Consider the following 21034-nt stretch of genomic DNA (forward strand, 5'->3'; position numbering starts at 1 on the left):
ATCATTTCATAGAAAGGGAGAAGACATTGTATATCACTTATGCTTTTAGGTGATAAGGCTTTTGGGGAAGCTCCATCAATGTTATATGAGTGACATGAAGAAGACTAAACTTTACATCAAAACGCTGGGTGGATTTGGAATCGAATGTAACGGAAAAGAAATCACACTGGGTAGAAACCGTGCTTCCAAATATATTCAGCTGGTTGCAAGGGTATTTACTGCCGGATTTAGCGGTGTGAAGAAGGAAGACCTGCAGGATGATATTTATTCGGAGGATCTGAATGTAAAGAGTAATCTGAATAACAGCATGAACAATCTGATTTATCAGTTCAGGAAGGTTGCGGAGAAAGCAGGAATTCCCGGAGGCAATGTGATCGCTTTTTCAGATGGTATGTACAAGGCTGATCCGGATGTTGATGCCACAACTGACACTGTCGAGTTTTTGAGCATGATCGGCAACGCGAGAAAGGCTGCGAATGACGACGAAAAGGCAGCCAATTTCCGCAAAGCCTTCGATATATACAAAGGGGATTTTTTACCGGAACTTAACGAGCTTTATTGGATATCCAAGAAGAGTGAAGATTTAAGAACCGTGTATGAAGAGTGTGTTGATTTTCTGGCAGACTATTACATGAAAAATGGTGATTATGAAAATATGGCACACGTTTTTCATAATGCAGCTGAGATAGATCCTGACTGTGAGTGGCAGGTGGGCGAGATCAATGCCTACAGACTCATGAAGGATTATCGCAAGGCATATTCTCTCTATGAAGAGATGATAAGGTATTATGCGGAGGAACTTGGAATCACTCCTACTGAAAATATGCAGCGCTGCTATCAGGAGCTTCAGGATGCTGCATTTTCCGGCCAGCATGGAGAAGAGGATGATACAAAAAACGAGAACGCTCTTAAAAGTGATCTGATCGCAGATGAGGAGGAAGAGGGTGGCCCGTATGAGTGCCTTTTCCCGGAGATGAGTGCCTCATATCATATATTGAGCAGAAATATGGAGAGGCATGGACTTACTGTTTTCCTGTTGCTTCTTACGATTGCTGATTACGAAGGAAAAGAAATCAGGCAGGAGGAGAAAGCAGAGAGAAGAATGGAGTCTCTGAGGGATGCCATAAATGATACACTTCGTCATGGCGATGCGTTCTGCCGATTCTCAAGGACTCAGTATCTGGTACTTCTGACAGGTACAGGTGTGGAGGAATGTATGCTTGTACACAGAAGGTTGCAGGATAAGCTTAAGGATCTGGCCGGCCCCAGAGCTACTCTTAATTATAGGATCATATCCTATGCTGATATGGCTGCAGAAGGCGAGCAGGTATAAAACAAAGCTTTATTTCGCTTGTGCCGATCTCTTCACTATATAGAAAGTTTTTTTCGAAATTTTCAGGATTATTTGGGCTTTTTGGATTAACATTAGAAAAGCTTAACAGTTAGTTTATAATTTGTATAAAGATAGTGATATAATTGGAATGGAGGGGGCATAATGGATACTTGGAGGAATGCCCATGTCTATTGGAAATCTTGACTTGACGTCACTCGACAGGACACTGATGACAAATGAGCAGAAGTCGCTGTTGAACGTCAGCAACGTATCTCAGAAGGAAGTCGAGCAGCTGCTCATTATGAGAGGGCAGGTGCAGGAGTTCCAGATGATGATGATGAAGTACGATTGTGCTTTAGCTGAAGTGAGAACCAAATTGGAGGTTTTGAATAAGGAACTCTCACTGAAAAATAATCGTAACCCGTTTGAAAGTATTAAAAGCAGAATAAAAACACCTGTAAGCATATATGATAAGTTAAACCGCAAAGGGATACCTTTTTCTATTGAAAATATTGAGAGCAATATCTCGGATATTGCCGGTTGTCGGGCTATCTGCTCTTTTGTGGATGATATCTATATGGTTGCGGATTGTCTGAAAAAGCAGGATGATGTCAATGTCCTTGTGGAAAAGGATTATATTGCGACGCCTAAGGATAGCGGATACAGAAGCTTGCATCTTATTATCGAGACTCCGATTTTTTTGACGGATGTCAAGGAGATGATGAAGGTTGAAGTACAGTTTAGAACTATTGCTATGGATTTCTGGGCGAGTCTTGAGCACAAGATGAAATATAAGAAGGATATTGAAAACGCCGAGCTTATCACTGAGGATCTTAAGTTCAGCGCTGACCTTATCAACCAGCTTGATAGACGAATGCAGCAGATTCGTGAGAGAATCGACGCAGGTGATGGCAGACCATATGGGATGACGCCAACTGAAGAAGAAGAACGGGCTGATTCTGAGACCATGGAAATCATCCGTCGCGAGATTGCGGCAGAACAGAAGGCCATGGTTGCTAAAAAGAGGAAACGTGCTGTTTCTGAAGAATAAAGTGAATATTAGGAAAATGTAAAGGTATATCTAACTTATTAAAAAAGATGGAATTTCGAAAATGAGATTCCATCTTTTTTGTATGTAGAAATACTGTTGCTTATGATAATTAGCTTGACCAAATGACTCAGTTACTGCGTGCTGTCCATCTGCCGCTTGCACCACAGGGAAGTACGAGTCCGTTTGATGATACGGGAAGTCCTACTTCGCTGGCTTCCACGCTGCCTTCGTGTAATGGATCAATTGCAGTGTGAAGCATATAAGAAAGTACTGCGGGCTGCAAACCGGTGGTATATGAGTTAATAAGGAAGAATAAAGGCTTATCTGAAAGGAGCTGAGCACTTCTTAATATAAGATCATATACACAGTCCTCGATTTTCCATATCTCGCCCTTGGGACCTCTGCCATAGGAAGGCGGATCCATAATGATTCCATCATAGTGGTTGCCACGCCTTATTTCACGATCAACAAATTTGCCGCAGTCATCCACAAGCCATCTGATTGGTGCATCTGCAAGACCTGAGGATGCTGCGTTCTCTTTTGCCCACTGTACCATGCCCTTGGCAGCGTCTACATGGGTAACTGAAGCGCCTGCTTTTGCTGCAGATACTGTGGCACCGCCGGTATACGCGAAGAGGTTAAGCACCTTTATGGGGCGGCCTGCATTTTTTATAAGTTCAGTAAACCAGTCCCAATTAGCTGCCTGCTCCGGGAAAAGACCTGTATGTTTAAAGCTGAAAGGCTTTAAATGGAAGGTGAGTTCCTTATAATTAATGGTCCATTCTTCTGGAAGAGAACGGAAATCCCATTCACCACCGCCTTTGTTACTTCTCTGATAGCGTGCATTCCATTTTTTCCAGCCCATATGCTTTTTCTTTGTATTCCAGATAACCTGGGGATCCGGACGCACAAGCATATAGTCGCCCCAGCGCTCAAGCTTCTCACCGCCGGAGGTGTCAATAACTTCATAATCTTTCCAATTTTCTGCAATCCACATAGTGGTAACTCCTTACTAAATGTTAAAAATATTATCTGCATCAATGACAAATATGTTGAATGATACCTGCATCAATGACAAATATTGAATAATATCTGCATCAATTATAGATATAGTAGAAATATTATCTGCGGCAGTGGTAAATAAGTTAATAAAATAATATTTGTATCAATGATAAATATGTTGAAAACATTATCTGAAACAAGGATAAATTTTATTAGAATATATTTGCTACCATGATAAATAGTTTCAAAATAGTCTATTTTATATAAGTAAATAAATATTATTTTTTAAATATAGGTGATATAATTGGCAAATACAATTGCATATATAAAGTGTATCATGTTTCTGTCATTAATATATAGAAGAAACATTTACCTATTCTATCGGAAAATGCATAAAATGATAGAGTATGCATTAAAAAGATTAAAAAACATCAAGCTTAAACCGCTAAAATTGCCTATTTTTATAAAAAAGAGATTAATTTTGAAAATAATGCTTGCATAGAATAAAAAAATGATATATAGTTATCCATGCTGTGACATGATAGCTGTGAAGCGTGAGGTTGCTGCCTTATCCAGTGAGGCAGGTTTTCCGTGGAGCGAATGTCAAGAGACCTTATGGTCAGACAATCTGACGACAAGTCACTGTACAAACAAAATGTCTGCGAAGCTATGCAAGCAGAAACGACGTGTGAAAAGTTTGAATTGAAATTGAGTTCATGACACACACGGGAGAGTGTACAGTCACCGCTTGTCGTACTTATCTAATTAAAGTGCGAAAAGGAGGCGACTTTTTTTATGGCAAATCAGGTAATGAGAATTACACTTAAGGCGTATGATCATCAGCTCGTAGATGCTTCTGCAAAGAAGATCATCGAGACAGTTAAGAAGAACGGATCTCAGGTTAGCGGACCTGTACCGCTTCCTACAAAGAAGGAAGTAGTAACAATCCTCCGTGCTGTACATAAGTACAAGGATTCCAGAGAGCAGTTTGAACAGAGAACTCACAAGAGACTGATTGATATCATCACACCTACACCTAAGACAGTTGAGGCTCTTCAGAGATTAGAGATGCCCGCAGGTGTAAACATCAACATCAAGATGAAGTAATTCATCGGTAACTAATGTAAACCTCTACTAGTATGATGCGAGACGCATGATGCCGTAATACTGGAGAATTGCAGATGTGCAATTGAAGCGACATTGCGAACGATTTAAGCATCCGCTGTAGATGTAATAAGGAGGTAAATACAATGAAGAAGGCTATCTTAGCTACGAAGATCGGTATGACACAGATCTTCAACGAAGACGGTTCACTTGTACCTGTAACTGTTCTTCAGGCAGGTCCCTGTGTAGTAACACAGATCAAGACTGTTGAGAACGATGGTTACAGCGCAGTTCAGGTTGGCTATGTTGATAAGAAAGAAAAGATCATCAACAAAGACAAGAACGGCAAGAAGACAATCGTACATGCACATGGTGTAAACAAGGCTCAGCAGGGTCACTTCAAGAAGGCAGGCGTATCCTGCAAGAGATTCGTTCGCGAATTCAGATTTGAGAACGCATCTGAGTACGAGCTTGGAAGTGAGATTAAGGCAGACATCTTCGCCGCTGGCGACAAGATCGATGCTACTGCAACATCCAAAGGTAAGGGATTCCAGGGCGCAATCAAGAAGAATGGTCAGCACAGAGGACCTATGGCCCATGGTTCAAAGTTCCACCGTCATCAGGGTTCTAACGGATCAAGTTCAGATCCTAGCCGTGTATTCAAGGGAAAAGGAATGCCTGGTCACATGGGATGCGTTAAAGTAACAGTTCAGAATCTTGAAGTTGTTCGTGTAGATGCTGATAAGAATCTGATCCTTGTTAAGGGCGCAATACCCGGACCTAAGAAGGGACTTGTAACAATCAAGGAAACCACAAAGGTTGAGGCATAACTTTTCACGAAAGGAGGAACATACAGATGGCTAACGTATCTGTTTATAATATGGAAGGCAAAGAAGTTGGCACTTTAGATCTTAATGATGCCATTTTCGGAGTTGAAGTTAATGAACATCTCGTACATCTGGCAGTTATTCAGCAGCTTGCAAATAATCGTCAGGGTACACAGAAGGCAAAGACACGTTCCGAAGTTAGCGGAGGTGGTCGTAAGCCTTGGAGACAGAAGGGAACCGGTCATGCAAGACAGGGTTCAACAAGATCTCCTCAGTGGACAGGCGGCGGCGTAGTATTCGCACCCGTTCCGAGAGATTACTCTTTCAAAATGAACCAGAAGGAGAAGAGAGCAGCTCTTAAGTCTGCACTTTCTGATAAGGTTCAGAACAACAAGCTTATCGTTCTTGACGAGCTTAAGATGGATGAGTTCAAGACAAAGAAGTTTGCAGAGGTTATGAACAACTTAAAGGCTACTCGCAAGGCACTTGTTGTTGTTGCTGAGAACGACGCTAAGGTTGTTAAGTCTGCAAAGAACCTCGCTGAGGTTAAGACAGCGCTTACAAATACAATCAATGTATATGATATCGTAAACGCTCATACACTCGTTCTTACAAAGGACGCAGTTGCAAAAATTGAGGAGGTGTATGCATAATGGCAGCAATACAGTATTATGACGTAATCCTTGAGCCTGTGCTCACAGAGAAGAGCATGAACGCTATGGGTGAGAAAAAGTACACTTTCTTCGTTCATCCTGAAGCTAACAAGACTCAGATAAAAGAAGCAGTTGAGAAGATGTTTGAAGGCGCTAAGGTTTCTAAAGTAAACACACTTAACGCAAACGGCAAGCTTAAGAGACGTGGAATGACTTACGGCAGAACAGCTAAGGTCAAGAAAGCAATCGTACAGCTTACAGCTGATAGCAAGGACATCGAAATTTTCCAGGGACTTTGATAATAACTAATTAACTATACGCACAGGATCAATACAAAGTCCGGATCCGGGTTAACAACCGTGCGTGATAACAAAAAAGGAGATTATCATGGGAATTAAGAAATACGGCCCATATACACCGTCCAGAAGAAATATGACAGGTTCTGATTTCTCAGAGATCACAAAGTCAACTCCTGAGAAGAGCCTTCTTGTTTCTAAGAATTCAAAGGCTGGACGTAACAACCAGGGTAAAATTACTGTAAGACATCGCGGTGGCGGTGGAAGAAGAAAATATAGAATCATCGACTTCAAGCGTTATAAAGATGAGTGCACAGCAAAGGTTATCGGTATCGAGTACGATCCTAACAGAACTGCAAACATCGCACTGCTTGAGTATGAGGATGGCACAAAGGCTTACATCCTTGCTCCTCAGGGACTTAAGGATGGTATGACAATCATGAACGGACCTGAAGCTGAAGTTCGTATCGGTAACTGCCTCCCTCTTGCAAACATTCCTGTCGGTGAAAGCGTACACAACATCGAGCTTTATCCCGGAAGAGGCGGTCAGCTTGTTCGTTCAGCTGGTAACTCCGCTCAGCTCATGGCTAAAGAAGGTAAGTATGCAACACTTCGTCTTCCTTCAGGCGAGATGAGACTTGTTCCGATCGAGTGTCGTGCAACAATCGGTACAGTAGGTAACATTGATCATAACCTTATCAACATCGGTAAAGCTGGTCGTAAGCGTCACATGGGCATTCGTCCTACAGTTCGCGGATCAGTTATGAACCCGAATGATCACCCGCATGGTGGTGGTGAAGGTAGAGCACCTATCGGTCGTCCCGGCCCGTGCACTCCTTGGGGTAAGCCTGCTCTTGGTTACAAGACACGTAAGAAGAAAAAGGCTTCTAACAAGATGATCATCAGAAGAAGAGACGGTAAGGCTATTAAATAAGCCATTTGAGTAGTTTGAGAGGAGAATGACAATGTCAAGATCACTTAAAAAGGGACCTTTCGCAGATGCTAGTCTTCTTAAGAAGATTGATGCAATGAACGCAGAGAATCAGAAGCAAATCGTTAAGACATGGTCCCGTCGTTCCACGATTTTCCCTTCCTTCGTTGGACACACAATCGCTGTTCATGACGGAAGAAAGCATATTCCGGTATATGTAACGGAAGATATGGTTGGTCACAAGCTTGGTGAGTTCGTTCCTACAAGAACCTATAGAGGTCACGCAGGAGCAACCGAGAAGAAGGGCGGAGTTCGCTAAGTCCTGTGACTTGGTTCAACATTGAAAGGAGGTTAAATCTATGGCAACAGCACATAGATCTCAAGTTAAAAGAGAGAGAAATGCTCAGAAGGATACAAGACCTTCAGCAAAATTATCTTACGCAAGAATCCCTGTTCAGAAGGCATGCTTCGTAATGGATGCTATCAGGGGTAAGGACGTTGAGACAGCACTTGCTATCCTGGAGTACAATCCGAGATACGCTTCCAGCGTTATTTATAAGTTACTTAATTCTGCAATCGCAAATGCTGAAAACAACAACGGCATGAACAGAGCTAATCTGTACATTGCAGAGTGCAATGCAAGCAATGGCCCGATTATGAAGAGAATTCAGCCTAGAGCTCAGGGTAGAGCTTACAGAATTCAGAAGAGATTAAGCCATTTGACTGTAATTCTGGATGAGAGATAAGAAAGGAGAAAGTAAGTTCAATGGGACAGAAAGTTAATCCTCATGGCCTCAGAGTCGGCATCATTGCAGATTGGGATTCCAAATGGTATGCAGAGAATGACGAGTTTGCAGACAATCTTGTTGAAGATTACAAAATCAGAAAGTTTCTGAAGAAGAAGCTTTACGCTGCCGGAATCTCAAAGATTGAGATCGAGAGAGCATCTGATCGCGTTAAGGTAATCGTTTATACAGCAAAGCCCGGATTTGTAATTGGTAAGGGCGGCGCAGAAATCGAAGTTACAAAGAAAGAGCTTTCAAAGCTTACAGATAAGAAAGTTCTTGTAGATATCAAAGAAATCAAGAAGCCCGATAAGGACGCTCAGCTCGTTGCAGAGAACATTGCACAGCAGCTTGAGAATCGTGTATCTTTCCGTCGTGCTATGAAGTCTTGCATGAGCAGAACAATGAAGACAGATGCACAGGGTATCAAGGCTTGCTGCAGTGGTCGTCTTGGTGGTGCTGATATCGCTCGTAGCGAGTTCTACAGCGAGGGTACAATCCCGCTTCAGACACTTAGAGCAGATATTGACTATGGATTTGCTGAGGCAGATACAACCTATGGTAAGGTTGGTGTTAAGGTATGGATCTATAAGGGTGAAGTACTTCCCACCAAAGCATCCGAGAATTCAGATAAGGAAGGGAGCGATAAATAATGTTAATGCCGAAGAGAGTAAAGCATCGTAAGCAGTTCCGCGGTTCTATGGCTGGTAAGGCTACACGCGGCAACACAATCGCATACGGTGAGTATGGAATAGTAGCGCTTGAGCCCTGCTGGATTCGTTCAAATCAGATCGAGGCAGCCCGTGTCGCTATGACTCGTTTCATCAAGCGTGGTGGTCAGGTTTGGATCAAGATATTCCCTGACAAGCCTGTTACAGCAAAGCCTGCTGAAACTCGTATGGGTTCCGGTAAGGGTTCTGTAGATTACTGGGTAGCAGTTGTTAAGCCTGGACGTGTAATGTTTGAAATCGGCGGAGTCGATGAAGAAGTTGCAAGAGAAGCACTTCGTCTTGCTACACACAAACTTCCTTGCAAGTGCAAGATTGTTTCAAAGGCTGATTTGGAAGGCGGTGCATCCAATGAAAACTAATAAGTATGTAGAAGAGCTGAAAGCTAAGTCTGCTGAGGAACTCAGCCAGGAGCTTGTATCAGCTAAAAAGGAACTTTTTAATCTGAGATTCCAGAATGCAACTAACCAGCTGGATAACACAGCAAGAATTAAAGAGGTTAGAAAGAATATTGCAAGAATTCAGACTGTGATCACTCAGAAAGCAGCACAGTAATGGAATCCTGAAAGGAGTATATCGTGGAAAGAAATTTAAGAAAAACGCGTGTTGGTAAAGTAACAAGCGATAAGATGGATAAGACCATCGTTGTTTCCATCGAAGATCATGTAAAGCATCCTCTTTACAAGAAGATCGTAAAAAGAACCTATAAGCTGAAGGCTCATGATGAGAACAATGAGTGCCGTATAGGTGATACAGTCAAGGTTATGGAAACAAGACCGATCTCTAAAGACAAGAGATGGAGACTGGTTCAGATTATTGAGCGTGCTAAGTAATTAGCTGATAGTTGATTATAAAGGAGAAATAACATGATTCAGCAGGAAAGCAGACTTAGAGTTGCTGATAACACTGGTGCAAAAGAACTTTTGACTATTCGTGTTATGGGCGGTTCTACAAGAAGATATGCGAGAATCGGCGATGTAGTTGTTGCTTCGGTCAAAGAAGCAACACCAGGCGGCGTTGTAAAGAAGGGTGATGTTGTTAAGGCAGTTGTAGTACGTACTGTTAAAGAGACTCGCCGTAAGGATGGTTCTTACATCCGCTTTGATGAGAACGCTGCAGTTATCATCAACGATGAAGGTAACCCGAAGGGAACTCGTATTTTTGGACCCGTTGCAAGAGAGCTTCGTGATAAGAAATACATGAAGATTCTTTCTCTCGCTCCGGAAGTATTATAAGGAGGCACCGAATGTCTACAAGTAAGATTAAAAAGGGCGATACCGTTAAGGTTATCGCTGGTAAGAGCAAAGATAAAGAAGGCAAGGTACTCTCCGTTGACACAAAGAATGGTAAGGTAGTTGTTGAAGGTGCTAACATGGTTACTAAGCACACAAAGCCCTCTGCATCTAACCCCAACGGTGGTATCGTTCAGCAGGAAGCTCCCATGGACATCTCCAATGTAATGTATGTTCACAAGGGAAAGGCAACACGTGTTGGTTTTAAGGTTGAGGATGGTAAGAAAGTCCGCATCGCTAAGTCAACCGGTGATGTCATTGACTGATAAGGAAAGGAGGTAAGGAGCTTTGAGTAGATATAAGGATTTATACAAAGATGAGATCGTGAGCGCTATGACAAAGAAGTTCGGTTACAAGAACGTTATGGAAGTTCCGAAGCTCGATAAAATCGTAATCAATATGGCTGTAGGAGAAGCAAAGGAGAACGCTAAGGTTCTTGAGAATGCTGCAAACGATATGCAGATTATCTCCGGTCAGAAGCCTGTTTATACAAAGGCAAAGAAGTCCATCGCTAACTTCAAGATAAGAGAGGGTATGCCGATCGGATGTAAAGTAACTCTTCGTGGTGAGAAGATGTACGAGTTCATGGATCGTCTCGTAAACCTCGCACTTCCTCGTGTCCGCGACTTCCGTGGTGTTAACCCGAACGCTTTCGACGGTAGAGGAAACTATGCTCTTGGTATCAAAGAGCAGCTCATTTTCCCTGAAATTGAGTATGATAAGGTAGACAAGACAAGAGGTATGGATATCATCTTCACAACAACTGCCAAGACTGATGAAGAGGCTCGTGAGCTTTTAACACTCTTCAACATGCCTTTTTCTAAGTAATAAGGAGGATTAAATACACATGGCTAAATTATCCATGAAGGTAAAGCAGCAGATGAAACCTAAGTTCTCAACACGTGCATACAACCGTTGCAGAATCTGCGGTCGTCCGCATGCTTATCTTAGAAAGTACGGAATCTGCAGAATTTGTTTCCGTGAGTTAGCTTACAAGGGTGAGATCCCGGGTGTACGTAAGGCTAGTTGGTAAAAGAAATAAAATAAACCATTGCGGCTTCGTGTCTCTGTGCATGCAGGCACAGTAAGGCGAAGCAATAATAGAAAATTAAGGAGGCTTTTTCAAAATGGCAATGAATGATCCTATTGCAGATATGCTTACAAGAATTCGTAATGCAAATACTGCAAAGCACGACACAGTTGACGTTCCTTCTTCAAAGATGAAGCTTGCTATCGCAAACATTCTTCTTGATGAGGGATATATTAAGAAACTTGATGTTGTTGAAGAGAATGGTTTCAAGAACCTTCATATCACACTTAAGTACGGTGCTGACAGAAATGATAAGGTTATCACCGGTTTAAAGAGAATTTCCAAGCCTGGTCTTCGTGTATACGCAGGTAGAGATGAGCTTCCGAGAGTACTTGGCGGTCTCGGAATCGCTATCATTTCCACTAACCAGGGTGTTGTAACTGATAAAAAAGCAAGAGAGCTTCAGGTTGGTGGTGAAGTTCTTGCATTTGTATGGTAAATTGGAGGTACGGGCATGTCACGAATTGGAAAAATGCCAATCGCAATTCCTGCTGGTGTAACAGTAGAGGTTGCAGAAAATAATAAGGTGACTGTTAAGGGTCCTAAGGGCACTCTAGAGAGAGTATTCCCTGCAGAGATGCAGTTTGAACAGAAAGATGGTCAGATCGAAGTTAAGAGACCTGATGATCAGAAGAAGACCAGAGCGCTTCACGGACTTTCAAGAAGTCTTCTGAATAACATGGTTGTTGGTGTTACAGATGGCTATGAGAAGAAGCTTGAAGTTAATGGTGTAGGTTACAGAGCAGCTAAGAGCGGTAAGAAACTCACCTTAACCCTTGGTTATTCACATCCGGTTGAGCTTGATGATCCGGAAGGAATCGAGACAGTCGTAGATGGTAATGCAATTATCGTCAAGGGTATAGATAAAGAAAAGGTTGGCCAGCATGCAGCTATTATCAGAGAGAAGAGAGCTCCTGAGCCGTATAAGGGCAAGGGAATCAAGTACGCTGATGAAGTTATCCGCCGCAAGGTTGGTAAGACCGGTAAGAAGTAAGAGATAAGGAGAGTAAAAAATGGTTAGTAAAGAATCCAGACAGAAAAGTCGCGAAAAGAAGCATCTGAGAATTCGCAATCGTTTCAGCGGCACTGCTGAAAGACCGCGTCTTGCAGTTTTCAGAAGTAATAATCATATGTATGCTCAGGTTATCGATGATGTTGCCGGTAAGACACTCGTTTCTGCTTCCACACTTGAGAAGGACATTAAGTCTGCTCTTAAGGTTACAGATAATGTTGAAGCCGCTGCATACGTTGGTGATGTTGTTGCTAAGAGAGCAATGGAGAAAGGTATCAAGGCTGTTGTTTTCGACAGAGGCGGTTACATCTACCATGGTAAGGTAGCAGCACTGGCAGAGGCTGCCAGAAAAGCAGGCTTAGAATTCTAAGGAAGGGAGAAAGATAATGAAGCGTACAATCGTTGATGCAAGTCAGCTTGAATTAACAGATAAAGTCGTTACAATCAAGCGAGTTACAAAGGTTGTTAAGGGTGGACGTAACATGAAGTTCACTGCACTCGTTGTTGTAGGTGACGGAAACGGTCATGTAGGTGTAGGTCTTGGAAAGTCTACTGAAATTCCGGATGCTATCCGTAAGGGTAAGGAGGATGCAACCAAGAACCTCATCACAGTTCCGCTTGATGAGAACAACAGTATTACACATGATTTCGTTGGTAAGTTCGGTTCCGCTGAGGTTCTTCTTAAGAGATCCCCGGAAGGTACAGGTATCATCGCTGGTGGTCCTGCTCGTTCAGTTTGTGAGCTTGCTGGAATCAAGAACATTCGTACAAAGTCACTTGGTTCTAACAACAAGCAGAACGTAGTTTATGCAACCATCAATGGTCTTGCAAACCTTAAGACACCGGAAGAAGTTGCTAAGAAGCGTGGTAAGTCTGTAGACGAAGTTATCGCTTAATATAAGCAACATCTAGTAAAGGAGAAAATCAATGGCAGCTAATAATGAAAGTGGAAAGAAGCTTAAAATCACATTGGTTAAGTCCACTATTGGTGCTGTTCCGAAGCAGGTTGCTACGGTAAAATCAATGGGATTTAAGAAACTTAACAGCAGTGTAGAACTGCCGGATAACTCTGCAACCAGAGGTCAGATCCAGCAGATCAGACATCTTGTTAAGGTCGAAGAACTGAACTAATAAAGGAGGAAAGTCATGGAATTATCTAATTTGAGACCTGCTGAGGGTTCTGTTCAGAGTGACAATTTCAGAAGAGGCCGCGGTCATGGCTCAGGAAATGGCAAGACTGCAGGCAAAGGACACAAAGGACAGAAAGCTCGTTCAGGTGCTCCAAGACCCGGATTTGAGGGTGGACAGATGCCCCTGTTCCGTCGTCTTCCTAAAAGAGGATTTAAGAATATTAACTCAAAGAATATCGTAGCAATAAATGTAAGTTCACTTGAGTGCTTTGACAACGATAGCGTTGTTGATGTACAGGCACTTAAGGATAAAGGCATCATCAAGCACGAATATGATGGTGTAAAGATACTTGGAAACGGTGAATTTACCAAAAAGCTTACGGTTAAGGTAAATGCATATAGTGCATCTGCTAAGGAGAAAATCGAAGCTCTTGGGGGAACGGCAGAGGTGATTTGATGTTCACAACCATTAAGAATGCATTCAAAATCAAAGATATACGATTAAAGTTATTGTTCACATTTGCAATGCTTTTAGTGATCAGACTTGGTTCAGCAATCCCTGTACCTGGAATGAATGTAAGTGTATTCCAGCAGTGGTTTGCTGAGTTATCCGAAAACAATGCCTTTGGTTTTATGGATCGATTTACAGGTGGTTCATTTGAGAATATGTCAATTTTGGCGCTCAATATTACACCTTATATCACGTCTTCCATTATCATTCAGCTTCTCACAATTGCCATTCCTAAGTTTGAGGAATGGCAGCGTGATGGCGAGGATGGAAGAAAGAAGCTTGCAGCACTCACCAGATATATTACTGTAGCTTTGGCTCTTATTGAGTCAGTTGCTATGGCAATCGGTTTCTACAGAAGTAACTTCCTTATTGAGAAGTCACCTCTTTATGTAGTTGAAATTGTTGCAGCGCTTACCGCCGGCAGTGCATTCCTTATGTGGATCGGTGAGCGCATCACAGATAATGGAGTAGGAAATGGTATTTCTATCGTTCTTACAATTAACATTATCTCAAGGATGCCTTCCGATTTAAGTAGCCTGTTTACTCAGTTTGTTACAGGCAAGAATATTGCCAGAGGGGTGGTATCGGTAATAATTATTGTAGCAGTGATTGTTGCAATGGTAGTTCTCGTTGTTCTTCTTAACGGCGCTGAGCGTAGAATTCCGGTACAGTATGCAAAAAAGATTCAGGGGAGAAAAACCTATGGCGGAAATCATTCAGAAATTCCGCTTAAGGTTAATACCGCAGGCGTAATGCCTATTATCTTTGCGATGTCCCTCTTCCAGTTCCCGATTATCATTAGTCAGCTTGTTGGCTATAAAGGAACAGGAGCGTGGAGTGAGATCCTTAAGTACTTGAATCAAAGTTATTGGTGTGATCCTTCCAATCTGATTTATTCAATTGGTCTTGTTGTATATGTTTTACTGCTTATATTCTTCGCGTATTTCTATACATCGATCACATTTAATCCGCTTGAGATTGCGGATAACATGAAAAAGCAGGGCGGTTTTATTCCTGGTATTCGTCCGGGTAAGCCCACTAGTGATTATTTAACAAACATTCTGAATTACATCATTTTTATTGGAGCAGTTGGACTCACAATTATCGGTGTTCTTCCGATCTTCTTCAATGGTGTATTCGGAGCAAACGTATCCTTCGGTGGTACGAGCCTTATCATTGTTGTAAGTGTTATTCTTGAAACGGTGAAACAGATTGAATCACAGATGTTGGTACGTAATTATAAAGGTTTTTTAGATGATTAAATGATAAGAGGTTTCGAAGCATATCGAAAGATATGCTTCCTAACCTCTTTATGTGCATATGTAACTATTCGAATCCAAATAGAAGTATTTAAAAATGTATAGAATATTGAATTTTTTCGGAAATATAATATTCGTATTGGACAGGTCCTCGTAAAGCGAGGGGCGTGTCACGCGTTTAAAAACGTCATAAGGCAGATCACCATTTTCGAATGGATATATTTTTAAATATTTCTCTTTGGTGAGGATAGAAAAAAGTATAAAGGAGATACATCGGTATGAAGATTATTATGTTAGGTGCACCCGGTGCGGGTAAAGGAACTCAGGCTAAGATGATAGCTGAAAAATATAAGGTTCCTCATATTTCTACAGGAGATATTTTCAGAGCAAATATTAAGAATGGTACAGATCTTGGTAAGAAGGCCAAGGAATATATGGATAAAGGTCAGCTTGTTCCGGATGAGCTTACTGTTGAGATCCTTCTTGACAGAGTAGCTCAGGATGACTGTGCAAACGGTTATGTACTTGATGGCTTCCCGCGTACAATTCCTCAGGCTGATGTTCTTGATAAAGAACTTACAAAGCTTGGTGACAAAGTCGATTATGCTATAAATGTGGATGTTCCCGATGAGAATATCGTTCGCAGAATGTCCGGAAGAAGAGCTTGTCTTAAGTGCGGCGCAACTTATCACATTGAACACATTCCTCCGAAGAAGGAAGGCATTTGCGATACATGCGGTAGTGAGCTTGTTCAGAGAGATGATGATAAGCCGGAGACAGTGAAGAACCGTCTTAGTGTTTATCATGAGCAGACACAGCCTCTTATCGACTATTATACAAAGAAGAATATCCTTAAGACAGTTGATGGAACAAAAGACATGCAGGAAGTCTTCAATGAGATAACAGGTATTCTCGGTTAATAATTTGAGGTAAAGAGTAATGCCGGTTACCATAAAATCAGACGAAGAATTGAACCTCATGAGAAAGGCAGGACAACTGCTTGCACAGGTTCATGAAGAACTGCATAATGCACTTAGACCGGGTATCTCTACTTTGGAGCTGGATGCGATAGGTGAGGAAACTATTCGAAAGCTTGGAGGAATCCCTAATTGCAAGGATTACGAAGGCTATCCGGCTTCAGTATGTATTTCCGTGAATGACGAGGTTGTTCACGGAATACCTAAGGCAGAGACTATTTTAAAAGAAGGAGATGTAGTTTCTTTTGATACAGGTCTCATATATAAAGGTTATCATTCAGACGCAGCCAGAACCTGGGGAGTAGGAAAGATATCACCTGAAGCTGAAAAACTTATTGAAGTTACCAGACAGAGCTTTTTCGAAGGCATAAAATATGCCAAGGCCGGGAATCATCTATATGATATTTCAAAGGCTATCGATAAGTACGTAACTCCGTTTGGATACGGCATTGTCCGTGAGTTGACAGGGCATGGTATTGGTACAGAACTTCATGAGGAACCATATGTACCTAATTTCAGGCAGCTTTTTAAAAAAGGTATACTTCTGGAACCGGGTATGACGTTATGCGTAGAGCCGATGATCACCATGGGAAAAAGGAAAATTGCATTTCTTGATGATGACTGGACGGTCGTAACGCTGGATGGTTCCATAGCGGCACATTATGAAAATACAATAGCCATAATGCCTGAAGGAGAACCTGAGATACTGACAATCTTAAAATGAACCATGTAAAGTTATATAGAAATGAGGTTAAATTAAAATGTCCAAAGCAGATGTAATTGAAATTGAAGGAAAAGTAGTAGAGAAGCTTCCGAATACAATGTTCAGAGTTGAGCTCGAGAACGGTCATATCGTTCTTGCGCATATAAGCGGTAAACTCAGACAGAATTTTATCAGAATTCTTCCCGGTGATAAGGTCACACTTGAACTTTCACCTTATGATCTTACAAAAGGTAGAATTATTTGGAGAGATAAATAATTTTCAGGACTTACTAAAGCTTTTCTATTTTATTTTGTTTAGTAGTTGACAATTTGCAATTGCTTCAATTATTAATAAATAATTACTTGTAATTCGATATTATATATGTTATTATTGAATGCGGTCGTTTTTAAAGAGGGTATAAGTATGCCCTTTTGTACGCATTTATGCCAGAAAGGAGTTACAAATGAAAGTAAGGTCTTCTGTTAAGCCTATGTGCGAAAAGTGCAAGGTTATTAAGAGAAAAGGCGTTATTCGTGTAATTTGCGATAACCCTAAGCACAAACAGAGACAGGGCTGATTCGAGTCATTTTGACATTACTTTTTGATACCAATGTGTATTGGAAAGATCGGATTAACTACTGTCCGATTGGGCTTGAGTGATAGCCCCAATCAAACAAGTAACATCAGGTTGCATCCTGAATAAACAATTTATTTTTTATTAAATGGAGGAATATTTAAAATGGCTCGTATTGCAGGTGTAGACTTACCCAGAGATAAGCGAGTTGAGATTGGTCTCACATATATCTATGGTATTGGTAGAACAAGCTCAAACAAAATACTTGCTGCTGCAAATGTAAATCCCGACACACGTGTTCGTGATCTTACAGATGATGAAGTAAAGAAGATTGCTGAGATAATCGGTAATGACTATGACGTGGAAGGTGATCTTAGAAGAGAGATCGCTATGAACATCAAGCGTCTTTCAGAAATCGGATGCTACAGAGGTATCCGTCACAGAAGAGGACTCCCTGTTCGTGGTCAGAGAACAAAGACCAACGCTAGAACAAGAAAAGGTCCCAAGAGAACAATCGCTAATAAGAAGAAGTAATTTTCTTATTAAATAACAAGTAACTTTAGATAATTCATAGGAAGAAAGTAGGTTAGTTTAAAATGGCAAATCAGAAATCAAGTGCTTCTAAAACTAAGAAGCGTGTCAAGAAAAACGTTGAACACGGACAGGCACATATTCAGTCATCTTTCAATAACACAATCGTTACATTGACAGATGCTGCAGGTAATGCTCTTAGCTGGGCAAGTGCCGGTGGTCTCGGTTTTAAGGGTTCAAGGAAATCTACTCCATATGCTGCACAGATGGCTGCAGAGACAGCAACAAAGGCTGCACTTATTCACGGCCTTAAGACTGTTGATGTCTTTGTAAAGGGACCGGGTTCAGGAAGAGAAGCTGCTATCAGAGCTCTTGCTGCAAGTGGTCTTACTGTTACCAGTATTACGGATGTAACTCCCGTACCTCATAACGGATGCCGCCCGCCCAAGCGCCGCAGAGTATAATTCCTATCTTGATATTCAGTCAGAGCCTGCGTTTATACGTTTGGCTCTGATGGAGTATATAGACACTATTAACTTTTAACTCGTTGGAAGAAGGCGTGATAATTACTGCGCTGTAAACAACAGTCAGGATTTTTCCTGAACAAGAAAGGAGCCAATAATGGCAGTAAACAGAGTTCCAGTACTTAAAAGATGCAGATCACTTGATTTGGATCCCACTTTCCTTGGATATGATAAGAAGTCCAAGAGAACAAACAGCAGAGCAAACAAGAAGATGAGCGAGTATGGACTTCAGCTTCGTGAGAAGCAGAAGGCAAAGTTCATCTATGGCGTTCTTGAGAAGCCTTTCCGTAACTACTATGATAAAGCTGATCGTCAGAAGGGTCAGACCGGTGAAAACCTTATGGTTCTTCTTGAGCGCAGACTTGATAATGTAATTTTCCGTATGGGCTTTGCAAGAACAAGAAGAGAAGCAAGACAGGTTGTTCTTCACAAGTTCATTACTGTAAATGGTAAGGTTGTAAATATCCCTTCATATCTCATTAAAGCTGGAGATGTAATTGAAGTTAAGGAAGCTGCTAGAAGCATCCAGAGATTCAAGGATATCGCTGAGATAACAGCAGGCAGAATCGTTCCTGAGTGGCTTGATGTTAACAAGGAGAACCTTAGCGGAACAGTTAAAGAATTCCCTTCAAGAGATGTAATCGACGTTCCTGTTGACGAAATGTTGATCGTCGAGTTGTATTCTAAATAAATTTAGGAAACACGATAAAACTATAAGGAGGGTATGTCAGTGTTTGATTTTGAAAGACCAAATATTGAAGTTGCTGAAATTTCAGATGACAGGAAGTATGGCAGATTCGTTGTTGAGCCTCTTGAGAGAGGTTATGGTATTACCCTTGGTAATTCACTTAGAAGGATTATGCTTTCCTCTTTACCTGGAGCAGCAGTAAGTCAGGTCAAAATCGAAGGTGTACTGCATGAGTTCAGTTCTATTCCCGGAGTAAAGGAAGATGTAACTGAAATCATAATGAATATCAAGAATCTTGCTATTCGCAATAATTCTGAGACAAACGAGCCTAAGACAGCATACATCGAATTTACAGGCGAGGGTGTTGTTACAGCTGCTGATATTCAGGTTGATCAGGATATTGAGATTACAAATCCCGATCAGGTTATCGCAACTTTGTCCGGAAAAGATGCTAAGCTTTACATGGAGCTTACCATCACAAAAGGTAGAGGATATGTAAGTTCTGACAAGAATAAGCTTGCAGATCTGCCCATTGGTGTTATTGCAGTAGATTCTATATACACACCTGTTGAACGTGTAAATGTCAGTGTTGAAAATACACGTGTAGGTCAGGTTACTGACTACGATAAGCTGACACTTGATGTTCACACTAACGGAACACTTGCTCCTGATGAGGCTGTAAGCCTAGCAGCAAAGGTCCTTAGTGAGCATCTTAGCCTCTTCATCGACTTGTCTGAGAATGCCAAGACTGCAGAAGTTATGGTAGAGAAGGACAATGACGAGAAGGAAAAGGTTCTTGAGATGAGCATCGATGAGCTTGAGCTCAGCGTTCGTTCTTTCAACTGTCTCAAGAGAGCCGGCATCAATACTGTTGAGGAGCTCACAAATAAGACTCCTGATGATATGATGAAGGTTCGTAACCTTGGACGTAAGTCCCTTGAGGAAGTTCTTGCAAAGCTTGACGAGCTTGGACTTGCTCTTAGAACCGGTGAAGATCAGAACTAATACAGATATTCGCAGATGGTAAATCCAATGTGTACTGACGCGGATTCTCATAGGTAAACACACAACATAGCAGAAGTAAATCCGAAGTGTATTCTGCTATGCACCACAGCAGAAGGAATTCTGCGATTGAGAAAGGAAGTAAATTATTATGGCAATGTACAGAAAATTAGGCAAGGCTACAAAGCCTAGAAGAGCTCTTCTTAGAAACCAGGCAACAATGCTCCTTTACAACGGAAAGATTGTTACTACTGAAGCTAGAGCTAAGGAAGTAAAGAAGATCGTTGAGCCTATCATCGCTCTTGCAGCTAAGGAAATGGACAACTACGAGACAGTTACTGTTGAGGCTAAGGTTGCTCGTAAAGATAAGGATGGCAAGCGCGTTAAAGAAGTTAAGGATGGTAAGAAGGTAACAGTTTATGATACTGTTCAGAAGGAGATAAAAAAGGATAAGCCTTCACGTATGCACGCTAGAAGACAGATTCTCAAGACTCTCTATCCTGTAACTGAGGTTCCGAAGGAAGCTGCTGGAAGAAAGAAGAACACAAAGCAGATCGACCTTGTTGAGAAGCTTTTCACAGAGTATGGTCCTAAGTACGCTAGTCGTAACGGTGGTTACACAAGAATCGTTAAAATCGGTCAGCGTAAGGGCGATGCAGCTATGATGGTTGTTCTTGAGCTTGTTTAATTAAACATTACACATAATAAAGAGAGCGGTCAGTTTGACCGCTCTCTTTTTGAAAGTACGTATAATGACATACAACGTTAATCATTGTTTATTAGATGCGTCCCCGTCTGAAATCGGAAGGTAAGAATCGGCACTTTCACTCTCATTGCTTCCTCCGTAAGCAATCTCCGGGTGCTTTTGTGCATATTCTGCGAGTGTTTCATTACCACTAAGGACTCGGGCTAAAATTGCGCATAAGATTATAACAGCTACCATTATGATAGCAGGCTTGATATATTGTCTAAACATGTCTATATCATAGCATATATAAGCTTGTTTTTCATAAATCATTATAATAAAATA

The 21034-nt window shown here is 41.5% G+C and carries 35 protein-coding genes; 33 read left to right on the forward strand and 2 right to left on the reverse strand.

The features are described 5' to 3' along the window. Positions 1–94: 94 nt before the first annotated feature. Both ACHCNF_RS13370 and ACHCNF_RS13375 read left to right on the forward strand, forming a co-directional pair. The gene (locus ACHCNF_RS13370; RefSeq protein ID WP_408070274.1) at positions 95–1333 is read left to right on the forward strand and encodes a bacterial transcriptional activator domain-containing protein; all 1239 of its coding nucleotides are present in this window, start codon (positions 95–97) and stop codon (positions 1331–1333) included. 184 nt (positions 1334–1517) lie between these two features. Then, the gene (locus tag ACHCNF_RS13375; protein ID WP_408070275.1) at positions 1518–2384 is read left to right on the forward strand and encodes a GTP pyrophosphokinase; all 867 of its coding nucleotides are present in this window, start codon (positions 1518–1520) and stop codon (positions 2382–2384) included. A 127-nt stretch (positions 2385–2511) separates the two neighbouring features. Here the strand turns inward: ACHCNF_RS13375 and ACHCNF_RS13380 are convergent, their stop codons facing one another. Next, the gene (locus tag ACHCNF_RS13380) at positions 2512–3381 is read right to left on the reverse strand and encodes a class I SAM-dependent methyltransferase (RefSeq protein WP_408070276.1); all 870 of its coding nucleotides are present in this window, start codon (positions 3379–3381) and stop codon (positions 2512–2514) included. Between the two features lie 800 nt (positions 3382–4181). Here ACHCNF_RS13380 and rpsJ point away from each other — a divergent pair. The 31 genes from rpsJ to ACHCNF_RS13535 all read left to right on the forward strand — a co-directional run bounded on the left by rpsJ (position 4182) and on the right by ACHCNF_RS13535 (position 20692). Continuing rightward, positions 4182–4493, forward strand: coding sequence for a 30S ribosomal protein S10 (rpsJ, locus tag ACHCNF_RS13385; protein ID WP_022761340.1), 312 nt, complete (start codon positions 4182–4184; stop codon positions 4491–4493). 143 nt (positions 4494–4636) lie between these two features. Continuing rightward, entirely contained in the window at positions 4637–5320 is a 684-nt protein-coding gene (rplC, locus tag ACHCNF_RS13390) for a 50S ribosomal protein L3 (protein ID WP_408070277.1), read from the forward strand. A gap of 26 nt (positions 5321–5346) precedes the next feature. Continuing rightward, positions 5347–5970: a 50S ribosomal protein L4 gene (gene rplD, locus ACHCNF_RS13395; RefSeq protein ID WP_408070278.1), complete on the forward strand. Its 624-nt coding sequence runs from the start codon at positions 5347–5349 to the stop codon at positions 5968–5970. Beyond that, positions 5970–6269, forward strand: coding sequence for a 50S ribosomal protein L23 (rplW, locus tag ACHCNF_RS13400; RefSeq protein ID WP_408070279.1), 300 nt, complete (start codon positions 5970–5972; stop codon positions 6267–6269). Before rplD ends, rplW begins: the two co-directional genes overlap by 1 nt. Positions 6270–6357: 88 nt before the next feature. Next, a complete protein-coding gene (gene rplB / locus ACHCNF_RS13405; protein ID WP_408070280.1) occupies positions 6358–7200 on the forward strand; it encodes a 50S ribosomal protein L2 in 843 nt (280 codons plus the stop codon). A gap of 31 nt (positions 7201–7231) precedes the next feature. Beyond that, the gene (gene rpsS / locus ACHCNF_RS13410; RefSeq protein ID WP_026657237.1) at positions 7232–7516 is read left to right on the forward strand and encodes a 30S ribosomal protein S19; all 285 of its coding nucleotides are present in this window, start codon (positions 7232–7234) and stop codon (positions 7514–7516) included. A gap of 40 nt (positions 7517–7556) precedes the next feature. Then, the gene (gene rplV / locus ACHCNF_RS13415; protein ID WP_022761334.1) at positions 7557–7943 is read left to right on the forward strand and encodes a 50S ribosomal protein L22; all 387 of its coding nucleotides are present in this window, start codon (positions 7557–7559) and stop codon (positions 7941–7943) included. Positions 7944–7963: 20 nt separating this feature from the next. After that, entirely contained in the window at positions 7964–8635 is a 672-nt protein-coding gene (gene rpsC, locus ACHCNF_RS13420; protein WP_026511454.1) for a 30S ribosomal protein S3, read from the forward strand. Further along, a complete protein-coding gene (gene rplP / locus ACHCNF_RS13425; protein WP_022761332.1) occupies positions 8635–9072 on the forward strand; it encodes a 50S ribosomal protein L16 in 438 nt (145 codons plus the stop codon). The genes rpsC and rplP overlap by 1 nt, the downstream gene beginning before the upstream one ends. Then, entirely contained in the window at positions 9062–9265 is a 204-nt protein-coding gene (gene rpmC / locus ACHCNF_RS13430) for a 50S ribosomal protein L29 (protein ID WP_022761331.1), read from the forward strand. The genes rplP and rpmC overlap by 11 nt, the downstream gene beginning before the upstream one ends. A 23-nt stretch (positions 9266–9288) precedes the next feature. Beyond that, entirely contained in the window at positions 9289–9543 is a 255-nt protein-coding gene (rpsQ, locus tag ACHCNF_RS13435; protein ID WP_026493609.1) for a 30S ribosomal protein S17, read from the forward strand. 33 nt (positions 9544–9576) lie between these two features. Further along, complete coding sequence (rplN, locus tag ACHCNF_RS13440) at positions 9577–9945, forward strand: 50S ribosomal protein L14 (RefSeq protein ID WP_026493610.1); 369 nt, start codon at positions 9577–9579, stop codon at positions 9943–9945. Between the two features lie 11 nt (positions 9946–9956). After that, positions 9957–10268, forward strand: a complete 312-nt coding sequence (gene rplX / locus ACHCNF_RS13445; protein WP_022761328.1) for a 50S ribosomal protein L24 — start codon at positions 9957–9959, stop codon at positions 10266–10268. 22 nt (positions 10269–10290) lie between these two features. Next, positions 10291–10830, forward strand: a complete 540-nt coding sequence (rplE, locus tag ACHCNF_RS13450) for a 50S ribosomal protein L5 (protein WP_408070281.1) — start codon at positions 10291–10293, stop codon at positions 10828–10830. Between the two features lie 19 nt (positions 10831–10849). Further along, positions 10850–11035, forward strand: a complete 186-nt coding sequence (locus ACHCNF_RS13455; protein ID WP_022761326.1) for a type Z 30S ribosomal protein S14 — start codon at positions 10850–10852, stop codon at positions 11033–11035. A 94-nt stretch (positions 11036–11129) separates the two neighbouring features. Next, a complete protein-coding gene (gene rpsH / locus ACHCNF_RS13460; RefSeq protein ID WP_026493612.1) occupies positions 11130–11531 on the forward strand; it encodes a 30S ribosomal protein S8 in 402 nt (133 codons plus the stop codon). 15 nt (positions 11532–11546) lie between these two features. Continuing rightward, the gene (rplF, locus tag ACHCNF_RS13465) at positions 11547–12086 is read left to right on the forward strand and encodes a 50S ribosomal protein L6 (RefSeq protein WP_022761324.1); all 540 of its coding nucleotides are present in this window, start codon (positions 11547–11549) and stop codon (positions 12084–12086) included. A 19-nt stretch (positions 12087–12105) separates the two neighbouring features. Next, positions 12106–12474, forward strand: a complete 369-nt coding sequence (rplR, locus tag ACHCNF_RS13470) for a 50S ribosomal protein L18 (RefSeq protein ID WP_022761323.1) — start codon at positions 12106–12108, stop codon at positions 12472–12474. A 16-nt stretch (positions 12475–12490) separates the two neighbouring features. Then, positions 12491–13000, forward strand: coding sequence for a 30S ribosomal protein S5 (gene rpsE, locus ACHCNF_RS13475; protein ID WP_026493614.1), 510 nt, complete (start codon positions 12491–12493; stop codon positions 12998–13000). A gap of 31 nt (positions 13001–13031) precedes the next feature. Continuing rightward, positions 13032–13235, forward strand: coding sequence for a 50S ribosomal protein L30 (gene rpmD / locus ACHCNF_RS13480; RefSeq protein ID WP_029319999.1), 204 nt, complete (start codon positions 13032–13034; stop codon positions 13233–13235). A gap of 15 nt (positions 13236–13250) precedes the next feature. Then, on the forward strand, positions 13251–13691 hold the full coding sequence (gene rplO, locus ACHCNF_RS13485; protein ID WP_408070282.1) for a 50S ribosomal protein L15: 441 nt from the start codon (positions 13251–13253) through the stop codon (positions 13689–13691). Next, positions 13691–15007 (forward strand): preprotein translocase subunit SecY, encoded by a 1317-nt coding sequence (secY, locus tag ACHCNF_RS13490; RefSeq protein ID WP_408070283.1) that lies wholly within the window; start codon positions 13691–13693, stop codon positions 15005–15007. Before rplO ends, secY begins: the two co-directional genes overlap by 1 nt. A gap of 275 nt (positions 15008–15282) precedes the next feature. After that, positions 15283–15924 (forward strand): adenylate kinase, encoded by a 642-nt coding sequence (locus ACHCNF_RS13495; RefSeq protein WP_408070284.1) that lies wholly within the window; start codon positions 15283–15285, stop codon positions 15922–15924. A gap of 19 nt (positions 15925–15943) precedes the next feature. Next, on the forward strand, positions 15944–16705 hold the full coding sequence (gene map / locus ACHCNF_RS13500; RefSeq protein WP_408070285.1) for a type I methionyl aminopeptidase: 762 nt from the start codon (positions 15944–15946) through the stop codon (positions 16703–16705). Positions 16706–16742: 37 nt separating this feature from the next. Then, positions 16743–16961, forward strand: coding sequence for a translation initiation factor IF-1 (gene infA, locus ACHCNF_RS13505; protein WP_022761316.1), 219 nt, complete (start codon positions 16743–16745; stop codon positions 16959–16961). A 187-nt stretch (positions 16962–17148) separates the two neighbouring features. After that, complete coding sequence (gene rpmJ, locus ACHCNF_RS13510; RefSeq protein WP_013280022.1) at positions 17149–17262, forward strand: 50S ribosomal protein L36; 114 nt, start codon at positions 17149–17151, stop codon at positions 17260–17262. 162 nt (positions 17263–17424) lie between these two features. Then, on the forward strand, positions 17425–17793 hold the full coding sequence (gene rpsM, locus ACHCNF_RS13515) for a 30S ribosomal protein S13 (protein WP_022761315.1): 369 nt from the start codon (positions 17425–17427) through the stop codon (positions 17791–17793). A gap of 62 nt (positions 17794–17855) precedes the next feature. Continuing rightward, positions 17856–18254 carry a 30S ribosomal protein S11 gene (gene rpsK, locus ACHCNF_RS13520; RefSeq protein WP_022761314.1) on the forward strand — a complete coding sequence of 133 codons (399 nt, stop codon included), beginning with the start codon at positions 17856–17858 and terminating at the stop codon, positions 18252–18254. 157 nt (positions 18255–18411) lie between these two features. Further along, positions 18412–19005: a 30S ribosomal protein S4 gene (gene rpsD, locus ACHCNF_RS13525; protein ID WP_408070286.1), complete on the forward strand. Its 594-nt coding sequence runs from the start codon at positions 18412–18414 to the stop codon at positions 19003–19005. A gap of 39 nt (positions 19006–19044) precedes the next feature. Next, on the forward strand, positions 19045–20007 hold the full coding sequence (locus ACHCNF_RS13530; RefSeq protein WP_408070287.1) for a DNA-directed RNA polymerase subunit alpha: 963 nt from the start codon (positions 19045–19047) through the stop codon (positions 20005–20007). Between the two features lie 148 nt (positions 20008–20155). Then, the gene (locus ACHCNF_RS13535) at positions 20156–20692 is read left to right on the forward strand and encodes a bL17 family ribosomal protein (protein ID WP_022761311.1); all 537 of its coding nucleotides are present in this window, start codon (positions 20156–20158) and stop codon (positions 20690–20692) included. An 81-nt stretch (positions 20693–20773) separates the two neighbouring features. Here the strand turns inward: ACHCNF_RS13535 and ACHCNF_RS13540 are convergent, their stop codons facing one another. Next, a complete protein-coding gene (locus ACHCNF_RS13540) occupies positions 20774–20980 on the reverse strand; it encodes a hypothetical protein (RefSeq protein WP_408070288.1) in 207 nt (68 codons plus the stop codon). Positions 20981–21034: the final 54 nt, after the last annotated feature.

Source organism: Butyrivibrio sp. NATIVEDY162, from assembly GCF_045999815.1.
Classification (GTDB): domain Bacteria; phylum Bacillota; class Clostridia; order Lachnospirales; family Lachnospiraceae; genus Butyrivibrio.